A 12635-nucleotide genomic window follows, 5' to 3' on the forward strand; every position below is an offset into this window, starting at 1 on the left:
CTCCAATTATTTTGGGTATAAATGAAAAGAATTACTCAAAACCCAGCAGTTTTTCTTCGAGTTGTTCAACCTGTTGCTGGAGTTTGTCCAAAAAGCGTAGCTTGCGCACGGTATCGGCGGCCTCGGGCCACTGCTGGTTATCCAGCTGCTGCACCATCAGCGCAGTGCGCTGTTTGACCGTTTCGTTCACCCGCGCGCCAAAGTCGGCCAGCAGGCTTTCCGCCTCCGCTTTGCGCTCAATGGCGTCGAGCTCTTCACGCAATTCCAGCTGTTCCATCAGGAAAGCGGTATCCCGAAGAGTATGCTGCTCGTTGCCCAAATCAAAACCGTGCAAAGATAACATATACTCTGCGCGTTTTAATGGGTGCTTCAGCGTTTGGTAGGCTTCATTGATAGTCGCCGCCTGTTGCAACGCCATCAGGCGTTCGCGTTCCGGCTGGAGAGCATTGCGATCGGGATGGAATTGGCGTTGCATATCCTGATAGCGAGATGCAAGCAGGCTGCCGTCCACGAGATAGCGAACTGGCAGCCCGAATAAAGTAAAGTAATCCATAGCGTGCTCTGGGCTTTATCGGATGAAGTTCCCCCGCGCCGGCGGGGGAGCTTGACGGACTGTCAGACGTTGAAACTTTCGCCGCAGCCGCACTCGCTTGAGACATTGGGGTTGTTGAACTTGAAGCCTTCGTTCAGGCCTTCCTTAACGAAATCAAGCTCGGTGCCGTCAAGGTAGACCAGGCTCTTGCCGTCAATGATCACCTTAACGCCTTTGTTTTCAAAAACGATGTCGTCATCGTTCATTTCGTCAACAAATTCCAGCACGTACGCCATCCCGGAGCAGCCAGAGGTTCTCACCCCCAGACGCAGGCCAAGACCCTTGCCGCGGTTATTCATAAATGCCTGAACACGCTGCGCAGCGCTGTCGCTCATGGTAATTGACATCACAACCTCATACTCAATATTCCCAACCTGTAGCAAAACCGATGTTGGGGGGCTAACCGGTGTAGGGGGCGAATATATTCGCCCCAATCAATGCGGGCGCGGCATACGGCGCCCCTACACAAGAATTACTTGGCGTTATGTTTGCTCTTGTAGTCGGCAATCGCTGCTTTAATGGCGTCTTCCGCCAGGATAGAGCAGTGAATTTTTACCGGCGGTAATTCCAGTTCTTCGGCGATTTGGGTGTTTTTAATCGCTTCGGCCTGATCAAGAGATTTGCCTTTCATCCATTCGGTCACCAGCGAGCTGGAAGCGATGGCGGAACCGCAGCCGTACGTTTTAAAACGCGCGTCTTCAATGATGCCTTCATTGTTGACCTTGATCTGCAGCTTCATGACGTCGCCACAAGCCGGTGCGCCAACCATACCGCTACCGACGCTAGGATCTTCGTTGTCGAAAGAACCCACGTTACGCGGGTTTTCATAGTGATCGATTACTTTTTCGCTGTAAGCCATGACCTTGCTCCTGAATCCTGAGAATTAATGATGTGCCCATTCGATGCTGTTGATATCCACGCCCTGCTTGAACATATCCCACAGTGGAGACAAGTCGCGCAGACGGCCAATGGATTTACGCACCAGTTGAATGGTGTAATCGATCTCTTCTTCCGTGGTGAAACGCCCCAGGGAGAAACGGATCGAGCTATGCGCCAACTCGTCGGTCATACCCAACGCGCGCAGCACGTAAGATGGCTCAAGGCTAGCGGAGGTACAGGCGGAGCCTGAAGAGACGGCAAGGTCTTTCAGCGCCATGATCAGCGATTCACCTTCAACATAGTTGAAGCTGACATTCAGAATGTTAGGAACGCCGTGTTCCAGGTCGCCGTTCAGATACACTTCTTCCATATCTTTCACGCCGTTCCACAGTCGGTCACGCAGCGTACGCAGACGCGCCATTTCGGTCGGCATTTCTTCTTTGGCGATACGGTAGGCTTCACCCATACCGGCGATCTGATGCACTGGCAACGTACCTGAACGCATACCGCGCTCATGACCGCCACCGTGGATCTGGGCTTCGATACGGATACGCGGTTTACGACGCACGTACAGCGCACCGATACCTTTCGGGCCATAAATCTTGTGGCCGGAGAAGGACATCAGATCGACTTTCAATTTGCTCAGGTCGATAGGCAGTTTGCCCACGCTCTGGGTCGCATCAACGTGGTAGATGATACCGCGTGCGCGGCACATTTCGCCGATCGCTTCGATATCCTGCACCACGCCGATTTCGTTGTTCACGTGCATGATCGAAACCAGAATGGTGTCGTCGCGCATCGCGGCTTCGAGGGCTTGCAGGCTGATGATACCGTTGCTTTGCGGTGCCAGGTAGGTCACTTCAAAGCCTTCACGCTCGAGCTGGCGACAGGTGTCCAGCACGGCTTTGTGTTCGGTTTTGCTGGTGATGATGTGCTTGCCTTTCTTTTGATAGAAATTGGCAGCGCCTTTAATCGCCAGGTTGTCGGATTCGGTTGCTCCGGAAGTGAACACGATTTCGCGCGGGTCAGCGCCAACCAGTTCAGCAATTTGGTTACGGGCGATATCTACCGCTTCTTCCGCCTGCCACCCGAAACGGTGGGAACGGGAAGCCGGGTTACCGAAAGTCCCGTCCAGAGTCAAAAACTGCATCATTTTCTCAGCGACGCGCGGATCAACCGGCGTCGTTGCTGAGTAATCCAGATAAATCGGTAATTTCATTGCTCTTGTGCTCCGTACATCACTTCCAAAAACTAAAAAAAGTATCGCCAGCTGCTTATGCGCGCAGATTAACGTTGATAGTTTCTTGCGGACGACCGTTGGCCGTGCGACGGGTATCGTTGTTTTGACGGTCCGCCACCACCAGCACTTCCTGGTTGTTCACCAGTTCAGCCAGCGTAATGTTGTTCAGGAACCCGCTGATGCGCTCACTCAGATCGCGCCACAGGGTATGGGTCAGGCAGCGATCGCCACCCTGACAGCCTTCTTTACCCTGGCAACGGGTTGCATCTACCGATTCATCGACGGCAGTGATAACTGCACCAACGGCAATCTCACCCGCGTCTTTGCCCAGCAGATAACCACCGCCCGGTCCGCGTACGCTGGCAACCAGGCCATTTTTACGCAGACGGGAGAATAATTGTTCCAGATAAGAGAGCGAGATACCTTGGCGCTCAGAAATATCCGCCAGAGGGACTGGCCCTTCCTGGGAGTGCAATGCCACGTCAAGCATAGCGGTTACGGCATAACGGCCTTTAGATGTCAGTCTCATAGCTAAGTGGTTACCTGTTGGTCAAACATGGCCGAAAGTCTGACATTCCCGAGTAAATCAGTCAACTATTTAACCTAGTAATTTACTCAAGTATTAGCACATTTTGTACTTAGCCATGCAAAATGCATATAAAATACATGTTATAACCCTTGGATAACTAATGCTATTACCGTTAACCGTTACGCAGCCCCAAAATTAATGACCTTGCTGTTTGTCCTGTTTCTCTATCGACGTCAGCATGCCGCGCAGAATATTCAGCTCTTGAGCTTCCGGCCGTGCGCGGGTGAATAAACGGCGTAAACGACTCATCACCTGCCCCGGATGGGACGGACGAATGAAGCCGCTATTTTGCAGCGTTTGTTCCAGATGCTGATAGAAACGTTCGAGATCATCCACCAGCGGATACGGCGTCTCTTCCAACGGCGGCACGCCCGCCTGTTGACGATCGAGGTAAGCCACGCGCACTTCATAGGCCAGGATCTGCACCGCCATCGCCAGATTCAGCGAGCTGTAATCCGGGTTGGCAGGAATGGCGACGTGATAATGACACTTTTGCAGTTCGTCATTGGTCAGGCCGACACGTTCACGGCCGAAGACCAACGCCACTGGCGCATGCTCACCTTCGTGCACCGCGCGTACGCCGCATTCACGGGGTTCCAGCATCGGCCACGGCAAAGTACGTGAACGCGCGCTGGTACCCACCACCAGGCTACAGCCGGCAATGGCGTCGTCCAAAGTGTCAACAATAGTGGCGTTGCCGATCACGTCGCTGGCGCCAGCGGCCAGGGCGATCGCCTGAGAATCGGGTTTTATCAGCGGGTTAACCAGATAAAGGTTGGTTAGCCCCATGGTTTTCATGGCTCTGGCGGTCGAGCCCATGTTGCCGGTATGAGAGGTTTCTACCAGAACAATGCGGATGTTATGCAGCATACAAACTCTGAGCGTAGCGGAAAATCACAGCATCTTAACACAGCCGTAGGCATTTTACCGAACACCTGCTATACTTCGCGCCGTTTCCTGTTCTTTAACATCCTAGTTGGAAGATACCCATGCATCCGATGCTGACGATCGCCGTGCGCGCTGCGCGCAAGGCCGGTAACCTGATTGCCAAAAACTACGAAACCCCAGACGCTGTAGAAGCGAGTCAAAAAGGGACCAATGACTTTGTCACTAACGTCGATCGCGATGCAGAGCATCTGATCATCGAAGTCATTCGCAAGTCCTATCCGCAACATACTATTGTTACCGAAGAACGCGGCGAATTGGTCGGCGAAGATAAAGACGTACAATGGGTGATCGATCCACTGGATGGCACATCAAACTTCATCAAACGTTTCCCACACTTCTCAGTCTCTATCGCTGTACGCATTAAAGGCCGTACCGAAGTCGCTGTGGTTTACGATCCAATGCGTAACGAACTGTTCACCGCTACCCGCGGTCAGGGCGCACAGCTCAACGGTTACCGTCTGCGCGGCACCAACGCCAAAGACCTGGATGGCACCATCCTGGCAACCGGCTTCCCGTTCAAAGTTAAGCAGCACGCAACGCCATACATCAACGTGGTTGGCAAGCTGTTTACCCAATGTGCCGACTTCCGTCGTACCGGTTCTGCCGCACTGGATCTGGCCTACGTGGCTGCCGGTCGCGTGGACGGTTTCTTCGAAATTGGCCTGAAGCCATGGGATTTCGCCGCGGGTGAACTGCTGGTGCGCGAATCTGGCGGCCTGGTGACCGACTTCGTTGGCGGCCACAACCACTTCAGCTCCGGCAACGTGGTAGCCGGTAACCCACGCGTTGTGAAAGCCATGCTTTCTACCATGCGTGATGAACTGAGCGAAGCGCTGAAGCGTTAATTCAGGCTATTACGCTGGCCATTTTAGGCTTGGGCAGTGCTCGAACTCCTCACGTACTGCGTGTACGCTCCGGGTTCTCCGCGCTGGCCGTACCCAAACTGCCTGCGCTCATCACGCCTGAACCTGTTTTGAATAATGAAGCGCTGCAACCACTGCAGCGCTTTTTTTATGCCTGCTAGCGGGAGAAAGGCCGAATGCCGCCGCCGAATTCCGGCTGGGCACTGGCGTATAACAACAACCCGGCAAACAGCAAAATCAAACCGCCGGCCAGCGCCAGCGAACCCCAGGCCACCGCACTCCAGGCGGCAGGCGCACGTGAGCGGCTGAGTCGCACCGCCAATCGGCGGCTGTAATGCACCAGCAAGGCCAACAACGAGATAGTCAGTGAAGTGCCGAGTGCCATCGCCAATGCGGAAACCACTCCCCAGGCGAAAACGCCAATCACTTTGGAAAACAGCAATACCAGAATCGCCCCCGAGCAGGGCCGCATACCCATCGCCAGTACGATGGCAGTCTGTGTACGCCAATCGCTGCCGGCCTGCAGCTCTGTATCACTCGGCAAATGGCGGTGACCACAGCCACAATGCTCGCTGTGAACGTGATCCGCCGGCAGAGGTTGCAGGCTGTTGATTCGCAACACCGGTTGCGGACGCAGGGTTTTCACCGCGTGATACAAACGCTTCAACGCACGCCAAGTGAGCAGCACCCCGAGCAACATCACCAGAACAAAACTGCCCTTCTCCAACCAGAAACTGCTCTGATGCAACTGCCGTGATGACAGTTGCAGCACCACCAGCATCAGCGTTACCAGGGCGATAGCCACCAGCCCCTGCACCAACGAGGCGGCAAAAGTCAGTTTCAGACTGCTTTTCAGCCGCGCCGGATGGGTAGCCAGATAGGTGGCAATCACTACCTTGCCGTGACCGGGGCCAAGCGCATGCAACACCCCATAGCTCAGGCTGAACAGCATCAAAGCCAATCCGGCTTGCTGCGGTGCCGCTTTGACCTGCTGCAACAGACCGGCCATCTGCAGATGCAATCCTTTTTGCCACACCACGCTTTGCAACAGCAACTGCGGCCAATAGTGCCACGCCAACCGGGCCCCCAGTGCCAGCAGCAGCGCAAACAGCAACAGCGGCCACAGGCTGAAGACCCAGTGCCGTTTACGCGTGGCGGGCTGGCTGAGATTTACTGACATTGCAGGCTGACCTTCTGCGCAAACTGTTGCCCCAGCTCCATATCTTCACCGGGTGAATCGTTCTTATCGAGGGATAACGCATAAGCCTGCAAGGAGGAGTTCGGTTTTGGCGTCATCAGCTTGAACTTGCATTGAGCGGCCATTTCCGGCGGCAAATGCAGCGCCGTTTTATCTTTATAGGTCATATCAACAAAGTAGGTGGGATCGTAGGTGGCGATTTCAAACGGCTTGCCCGCCAGCGGCTGCGGCTCGGCCAACGGCAACACAAACTCCAGCACCGCCTGATGCCCCTGACGCGACAGGTGATATTCAGTCGGCAGGTTCAGGTACTTCACTCGTTTGCCGTCGCGATAGATGTCGGTGAAATAGTGTTGGCCAAGCACATTGGCCATCACCTGCGCCGCCAACTTCTTCCACACTTCCGAGTCGTCTTTGGCGTTTTCCGCATCGTACAGCAGATCCGCCGAGGTAATTTCATCCATAACCCAAACCATTTTCAAGCCAACCAGCTGTTGATCCTTAGCCACGAAAGTGGTGTTCATATCAATAAAGCTGTGTGGGTGAGCGACAGCACCGGTGCTGAAAAGCGTCAAAAAACCGGCCAGAATAAATCGTAACTTCATCATCAAACGATACTCATTATTGTTATAAAGTAACATCAACCAACCTTAAACCGTCGCCATTACAGCCAATAATTGTGACGAAAGTTGTAAGCCGAAGTAAAACCGGGTGCCGTCGCCGCGCCGCGCATCGCCTTTTGCTATGCTTATTCATAATTTAATCGTTACCCGCCAGAAGGTGATATGAGCCTGGACACTTCCCCCGTGCCTGAGCTCTCCGGTCAACAGCGACGCTGCCATCTGTTATTGATGCTGTACGCGCCGGTGCCCGCAGTACAACTGGAGACTATCAGCCAAATTAATGGCGTCGCCCCCCTCATCACCCGGCAAGATATAGCCGAGGTTGCCAGTGAAATCCAGCGTTTCCATCACCTGGAAATTGACGGCAATCCCGACGAAGGCTACCGGATCAGAGGCAGCGCGCTCAACCAACGCCTCTGCCTGATCCACTGGCTGCGACGAGCCCTGCGCTGTAGCCCGGAGTTTGTCGAACGTCACTTTTCCCAATGGTTACAGCAGGCGCTGGGACGAGGTGCAGAGCTGACGCCAGAGTTGGAGCAGTGCATCGGCGAATGCGAAGCGTTGCTCAACCGCAGTTTTGATCGACGCGATCGTCAGTTTCTGCAGCACTACCTGCGCTTTTGTGTCTGGGAAAACCAGCGCCAACGACACCCTGTTTTCACCCCTGCTCAGCACGACTGGCTGCATCAGAAACCGGAATACCAGGCGGCCACTTTGCTGCATCATTCGTTAAATCAGCTCTTTACCCTGCCGCCCGTGGCCAACGAAAGTGACTTTTTGGTATTGACGTTCACCATGTTGAAAAACCACAGTTACCACAGCAACGACTCAGCGGAAGATCTGCGGCTGATGGCGGCGATAAAAAACATGGTCGATCGCTTCCAACAGATCTCCGGCATGACCTTCAGCAGTGAAGAGGATTTGATTAGCCAGTTATTTGCTCATCTGGCGCCGGCGGTGGAGCGCTGTCGCTTTGAGATTGGCATCGATAACCAACTGCTGGAAGAGGTCGAACGTAAGTATCCACGCCTGATGCGTACCGCTCAGGAGGCACTGGCGCCGCTGGAGCAGGAGTACGATATTCATTTTTCCAGTGAGGAGGCGGGCTTGGTCGCCATCAGTTTTGGCGCCTGGCTGATGCAGGGCAATGCGCTACAGGAAAAGCAGGTGCTGTTGCTGACGCTGGACAACCCGCAGTTGGAAGAGCAAGTGGAGTATCAAATCCGTGAATTAACGCTGCTGCCGTTGAACATCAAATATTTGCCGCTACGCGATTATCTGCGCTCTGGCGCGCCGCAGGGCATCACGCTGGTGATTACCCCTTATGCCGCAGAACACACCGAGTCGGAGCCACCGCTGATTTACACCGAATTACCGCTGGAACGCCAGCAGCGCAAAGCCATCCGTGCGCTGCTGGAAACCTCTTAACGGCTGCCGCTGACTGCCACCGCCGGCGGGCGAATAAACATCGCCGGCAGAGCCACCGCTGCCATCACCCAGAACACCCCGCCCTGCAGATGTTCGAACAGGAAGCCGGCAATCACCGTCATAATCGCAATGCCGCCGCCCATCGCCAGCGCCGAGTAGACCGCCTGCAACCGGATCACTTCCGGCCCCTTGCGCGCGGCGATAAAACGCATGGCCGCCAGATGGCAAACGGTGAAAGTGCCGCAATGCAGAATTTGGATCACCAGCAACCACCCCAGTTCGGTACTGGACGCCATCAGGCCCCAGCGCAGTACGCCACAGCAGGCGGAAAGCAGCAGCAGATTGCGGGCATTCCAGCGACGGAACAGGAAATTACTGCTAGCGAAAATGATCACTTCCGCTACCACACCCAACGACCACAGGTAGCCAATGGTCGAAGCCGAATACCCCGCTTCCTGCCAATAGATCGAACCGAAGCTGTAATAGCCGGCATGTGCGCCCTGCAACAAGGTGACGCACAGCAGGAAGCGCCAGACCGGCCCCTCTTTTAACATCTCCCACAATGAACGGTCGGCTTCGCTGTGGCTGCGCGCTTCTCCCTGTGGCATCACGCTCGGTTTCAGCATCATGCCCAACAGCATCGCCAAAATACTGATGATCAGGCTGTAAAGGATCGCGTTATGCCCCCAGACGGAAACCATCTGTCCGGTCAGCGCCGAACCGATGACAAACGCCAGCGAGCCCCACAGTCTGACCCGGCCGTAATCCATGGTGATCTGTTTTTGCCAGGTCGCAGCCAGTGCGTCGGTCAGCGGCACCAGCGGCGAAAAGAACAGGTTGAAACCGGCAATCACCAGCATCAGCCAGCCCCAGCCGTTACCGAAACAGAACCCGATGGCAAAAGCCAGCGTCAGCAATGCCAGCAGCCGCAAAGCCGTCACCAAATGAGAGGGATCCTTAACCCGGGGAGCAATCAGCAAACTTCCGAGGAAACGCGCAACCAACCCGGCACCGAGCAGAATACCGATGGTTTCAGGGGGTATCCCCTCGCCTTTTAACCAAACGCCCCAAAAGGGTAAGAAAATGCCGTAAGAAAAGAAGTAGGTGAAATAACTGAGAGCGAGCCAACGCGTTGATTGCAGTACCATGATCCCTCCGGTGTGAAGGCAATACTTTGACAGAGCTCACACTGGCTAGCAATGTACATTCAGGTACGAGGCCATAGACTGCTAAGCAGTTCACAGTTTGCCTGCCACGGGCATAAAAAAACCCGCCGAAGCGGGTTTTTAAACAGAAAGCGGAATTAAGCGTAAACCGGCAGGCGGGCGCAAATATCCAACACTTTCTTCTTGGTGCGTTCGATGGTGGCCTCATCATTGATGTTGTCCAACACGTCGCAGATCCAACCGGCCAGCTCACGCACTTCCGCTTCTTTGAAGCCGCGACGCGTTACAGCCGGAGTACCGATACGCACACCTGAGGTGACGAACGGGCTCTTAGGATCGTTTGGCACGCTGTTTTTGTTCACGGTGATGTTGGCGCGGCCCAGGGCGGCGTCGGCTTCTTTACCGGTCAGGTTCTTGTCAACCAGATCCAACAGGAACAGGTGGTTATGGGTGCCACCGGAAACCACTTTGTAGCCGCGCTCCAGGAACACTTCCACCATCGCTTTGGCGTTATCGGCCACTTGCTGCTGGTAGATCTTGAACTCAGGCTCCATCGCTTCTTTCAGCGCTACCGCTTTACCGGCAATCACGTGCATCAGCGGGCCGCCCTGGCCGCCCGGGAACACGGCGGAGTTCAGCTTCTTGTACAGATCTTCATCACCGCCTTTCGCCAGGATCAGGCCGCCGCGCGGACCCGCCAGGGTTTTGTGGGTGGTGGTGGTCACGATGTGAGCGTGTGGAACCGGGTTCGGATAAACGCCGGCGGCGATCAGGCCCGCAACGTGCGCCATATCAACGAACAGGTAAGCGCCGATGCTGTCGGCGATTTCACGCATTTTTGCCCAGTCTACGATACCGGAGAAGGCAGAGAAGCCGCCGATGATCATTTTTGGCTTGTGAGTTTGCGCCTGCTTGGCCAGATCTTCGTAATCGATTTGACCTTTATCGTCGATACCGTAAGGCACCACGTTATACAGTTTGCCGGACAGGTTAACCGGAGAACCGTGGGTCAGGTGGCCACCGTGCGCCAAGTTCATCCCCAAAATGGTATCGCCCGGCTGCAGCAGCGCGGTGTAAACGGCGAAGTTAGCCTGGGAGCCGGAGTGCGGCTGTACGTTGGCATAATCGGCACCGAACAGCTCTTTGGCACGGTCGATAGCCAGTTGCTCAACGATATCCACGTATTCGCAGCCGCCGTAATAGCGCTTGCCCGGATAACCTTCAGCGTATTTGTTGGTCAGTTGGGAACCCTGAGCCTGCATTACGCGCGGGCTGGTGTAGTTCTCAGACGCAATCAGCTCAATGTGCTCTTCCTGACGCACCACTTCTTGCTCCATTGCACGCCACAGTTCGGCATCGTAATCAGCAATGTTCATTTCACGCTTTAACATCCGGCTTCTCCTGACTTAAATCGGCTAACTAAAAAATCACCAAATAACTACCCGTTTGGGTTCTGGGGCACAGTGTAAACTGTTTCCCCCCACCGAGGATAGGCCTTGACAGAGGTTTTTACGCAAACGATTGGCATTAGGCGCGGCAAGGCTTTGATCCGATAAATCTCCCCATTCGGCAACGGACTTTTACTCATGCTGGGAATGCGGTTTTTTCATGTTCTGTGAGCGGGATCGCCGCTCGCCGACCCCGCAACAAAAACAGGGGTATTTACAGCCACCACAGAAACCGTTAGGATGCGCTTAAACTTAAAGATGCATTTAAAATGCATCATTACATTATTCCAATAATGATCGACCAAGGAGCGCTGCCATGCTGGATAGCCAAACCATCGCCACCGTAAAATCTACTATTCCCCTGCTGGCCGCTACCGGGCCGAAGCTGACCGCACATTTCTACGATCGTATGTTCGAGCACAATCCCGAGCTCAAAGACGTGTTCAATATGAACAATCAGCGCAATGGCGATCAGCGTCAGGCGCTGTTCGATGCGATCTGCGCCTATGCCGCGAATATCGAAAATCTGGCGGCGCTGCTGCCGGCGGTAGAACGTATTGCCCAGAAGCACACCAGCCTGAATATTCAGCCGGATCAATATCAGATTGTCGGTGGCCATTTACTGGCGACCCTGGACGAAATGTTCAGCCCGGGTCAGGAAGTGCTGGACGCCTGGGGCAAAGCCTATGGCGTATTGGCGGACGTGTTTATCCAGCGTGAAGGCCAGATTTATCAGGCCAGCGAAAGCGCCGACGGCGGCTGGCGCGATCTGCGCGCTTTCCGCATCGTCAAAAAACAACCGCAGAGCGAGGTGATTTGCAGCTTCGTGCTGGCGCCGGTTGACGGTGGCCGGGTGATCGACTTCAAACCGGGGCAATACCTGGCGGTCTATATCAAGCACGACAGCATGGAGAATCAGGAGATTCGCCAATACTCGCTGACCACCTCACCGAACGGCGAATACTATCGCATTGCGGTGAAGCGTGAAGATCAGGGTAAGGTTTCGAATTTCCTGCATCAGCAGGCCAAAGAAGGCGACGTAATTTACCTTGCTCCGCCGCACGGGGATTTCTTCCTCGAAGCCAAGCCGGATACTCCGGTGGCGTTGATCTCCGCCGGCGTTGGCCAAACGCCTATGCTCGGCATGCTCAATACCCTGCACGATAACCAGCATCAGGCGGACGTGCACTGGCTGCACGCGGCGGAAAATGGCAGCGTTCACGCCTTTGCCGATGAAGTGGCGGACATCGCCGGGCGCATGCCAAACCTGAGCCGCCACGTGTGGTACAACCAACCGAATGCTAATGATGTGGAAGGCCGAGACTACCAGAGCCGTGGCCTGATGGATCTCAGCGCCCTGCGCGAAACGCTCAGCACCCCGCAGATGCATTACTACTTCTGCGGACCGGTGCCGTTTATGCAACACGTGGGCAAACAGTTGCTGGAGATGGGCGTCAGCGACGATCGTATCCACTACGAATGCTTCGGCCCACATAAAGTGATGTAATTGAAAAGGGCGCAGTTCATCCACAACCGCGCCCTATACGCTAAATAATTGGCGTTGCATCGCGGCGGCAACTAAGCGCATCCCCAGAAATGTACAATAAGTACGTGACTGGGGTAAGCGCAGGCAGCCAACAAAGAGGCAGCTTCAAGTATGA

Annotated in this window: 13 protein-coding genes; 3 read left to right on the plus strand and 10 right to left on the minus strand. The window is 54.8% G+C overall.

The features are described 5' to 3' along the window. Positions 1–31: 31 nt before the first annotated feature. The 6 genes from hscB to trmJ form a co-directional block, all read right to left on the minus strand. Entirely contained in the window at positions 32–553 is a 522-nt protein-coding gene (gene hscB, locus M2407_RS12280; RefSeq protein WP_259218286.1) for a co-chaperone HscB, read from the minus strand. A 62-nt stretch (positions 554–615) separates the two neighbouring features. After that, on the minus strand, positions 616–939 hold the full coding sequence (gene iscA / locus M2407_RS12285) for an iron-sulfur cluster assembly protein IscA (RefSeq protein WP_004952089.1): 324 nt from the start codon (positions 937–939) through the stop codon (positions 616–618). A gap of 125 nt (positions 940–1064) precedes the next feature. Continuing rightward, positions 1065–1451 carry a Fe-S cluster assembly scaffold IscU gene (gene iscU / locus M2407_RS12290; protein ID WP_020828164.1) on the minus strand — a complete coding sequence of 129 codons (387 nt, stop codon included), beginning with the start codon at positions 1449–1451 and terminating at the stop codon, positions 1065–1067. Between the two features lie 24 nt (positions 1452–1475). Next, complete coding sequence (locus M2407_RS12295; protein ID WP_020828165.1) at positions 1476–2690, minus strand: IscS subfamily cysteine desulfurase; 1215 nt, start codon at positions 2688–2690, stop codon at positions 1476–1478. A gap of 55 nt (positions 2691–2745) precedes the next feature. Continuing rightward, positions 2746–3240: a Fe-S cluster assembly transcriptional regulator IscR gene (iscR, locus tag M2407_RS12300; RefSeq protein ID WP_020828166.1), complete on the minus strand. Its 495-nt coding sequence runs from the start codon at positions 3238–3240 to the stop codon at positions 2746–2748. A gap of 195 nt (positions 3241–3435) precedes the next feature. Beyond that, on the minus strand, positions 3436–4170 hold the full coding sequence (gene trmJ / locus M2407_RS12305; RefSeq protein WP_020828167.1) for a tRNA (cytosine(32)/uridine(32)-2'-O)-methyltransferase TrmJ: 735 nt from the start codon (positions 4168–4170) through the stop codon (positions 3436–3438). A 119-nt stretch (positions 4171–4289) separates the two neighbouring features. Here trmJ and suhB point away from each other — a divergent pair, with 119 nt between their 5' ends. After that, positions 4290–5093: an inositol-1-monophosphatase gene (suhB, locus tag M2407_RS12310; RefSeq protein WP_020828168.1), complete on the plus strand. Its 804-nt coding sequence runs from the start codon at positions 4290–4292 to the stop codon at positions 5091–5093. Between the two features lie 175 nt (positions 5094–5268). On the opposite strand, the gene M2407_RS12315 is transcribed toward suhB, so the two are convergent. Then, positions 5269–6291 carry a nickel/cobalt transporter gene (locus M2407_RS12315; RefSeq protein ID WP_259218289.1) on the minus strand — a complete coding sequence of 341 codons (1023 nt, stop codon included), beginning with the start codon at positions 6289–6291 and terminating at the stop codon, positions 5269–5271. Further along, on the minus strand, positions 6282–6950 hold the full coding sequence (locus M2407_RS12320; RefSeq protein ID WP_259218290.1) for a DUF1007 family protein: 669 nt from the start codon (positions 6948–6950) through the stop codon (positions 6282–6284). Before M2407_RS12320 ends, M2407_RS12315 begins: the two co-directional genes overlap by 10 nt. A 144-nt stretch (positions 6951–7094) precedes the next feature. On the opposite strand from M2407_RS12320, the gene csiE reads away from it, so the two are divergent. Continuing rightward, positions 7095–8360, plus strand: coding sequence for a stationary phase inducible protein CsiE (gene csiE / locus M2407_RS12325; RefSeq protein WP_142814575.1), 1266 nt, complete (start codon positions 7095–7097; stop codon positions 8358–8360). Here the strand turns inward: csiE and M2407_RS12330 are convergent. Further along, a complete protein-coding gene (locus tag M2407_RS12330) occupies positions 8357–9508 on the minus strand; it encodes a 3-phenylpropionate MFS transporter (protein ID WP_020828172.1) in 1152 nt (383 codons plus the stop codon). The genes csiE and M2407_RS12330 overlap by 4 nt on opposite strands. Positions 9509–9663: 155 nt before the next feature. Continuing rightward, the gene (gene glyA, locus M2407_RS12335) at positions 9664–10917 is read right to left on the minus strand and encodes a serine hydroxymethyltransferase (protein ID WP_020828173.1); all 1254 of its coding nucleotides are present in this window, start codon (positions 10915–10917) and stop codon (positions 9664–9666) included. A 373-nt stretch (positions 10918–11290) separates the two neighbouring features. Here glyA and hmpA point away from each other — a divergent pair, with 373 nt between their 5' ends. Then, on the plus strand, positions 11291–12481 hold the full coding sequence (gene hmpA / locus M2407_RS12340) for an NO-inducible flavohemoprotein (protein WP_201896083.1): 1191 nt from the start codon (positions 11291–11293) through the stop codon (positions 12479–12481). Positions 12482–12635 lie beyond the last annotated feature (154 nt).

It is taken from the genome of Serratia sp. BIGb0234, assembly GCF_024809915.1.
GTDB lineage: Bacteria > Pseudomonadota > Gammaproteobacteria > Enterobacterales > Enterobacteriaceae > Serratia > Serratia liquefaciens.

Bases quoted from the DNA above. Each gene is read 5' to 3' on its own strand.
- glyA (WP_020828173.1), bottom strand. From the start codon at position 10,917: ATGTTAAAGCGTGAAATGAACATTGCTGATTACGATGCCGAACTGTGG.
- csiE (WP_142814575.1), top strand. From the start codon at position 7,095: ATGAGCCTGGACACTTCCCCCGTGCCTGAGCTCTCCGGTCAACAGCGA.
- M2407_RS12315 (WP_259218289.1), bottom strand. From the start codon at position 6,291: ATGTCAGTAAATCTCAGCCAGCCCGCCACGCGTAAACGGCACTGGGTC.
- suhB (WP_020828168.1), top strand. From the start codon at position 4,290: ATGCATCCGATGCTGACGATCGCCGTGCGCGCTGCGCGCAAGGCCGGT.
- M2407_RS12295 (WP_020828165.1), bottom strand. From the start codon at position 2,690: ATGAAATTACCGATTTATCTGGATTACTCAGCAACGACGCCGGTTGAT.
- trmJ (WP_020828167.1), bottom strand. From the start codon at position 4,170: ATGCTGCATAACATCCGCATTGTTCTGGTAGAAACCTCTCATACCGGC.
- hscB (WP_259218286.1), bottom strand. From the start codon at position 553: ATGGATTACTTTACTTTATTCGGGCTGCCAGTTCGCTATCTCGTGGAC.
- M2407_RS12330 (WP_020828172.1), bottom strand. From the start codon at position 9,508: ATGGTACTGCAATCAACGCGTTGGCTCGCTCTCAGTTATTTCACCTAC.
- M2407_RS12320 (WP_259218290.1), bottom strand. From the start codon at position 6,950: ATGTTACTTTATAACAATAATGAGTATCGTTTGATGATGAAGTTACGA.
- iscR (WP_020828166.1), bottom strand. From the start codon at position 3,240: ATGAGACTGACATCTAAAGGCCGTTATGCCGTAACCGCTATGCTTGAC.
- hmpA (WP_201896083.1), top strand. From the start codon at position 11,291: ATGCTGGATAGCCAAACCATCGCCACCGTAAAATCTACTATTCCCCTG.
- iscU (WP_020828164.1), bottom strand. From the start codon at position 1,451: ATGGCTTACAGCGAAAAAGTAATCGATCACTATGAAAACCCGCGTAAC.
- iscA (WP_004952089.1), bottom strand. From the start codon at position 939: ATGTCAATTACCATGAGCGACAGCGCTGCGCAGCGTGTTCAGGCATTT.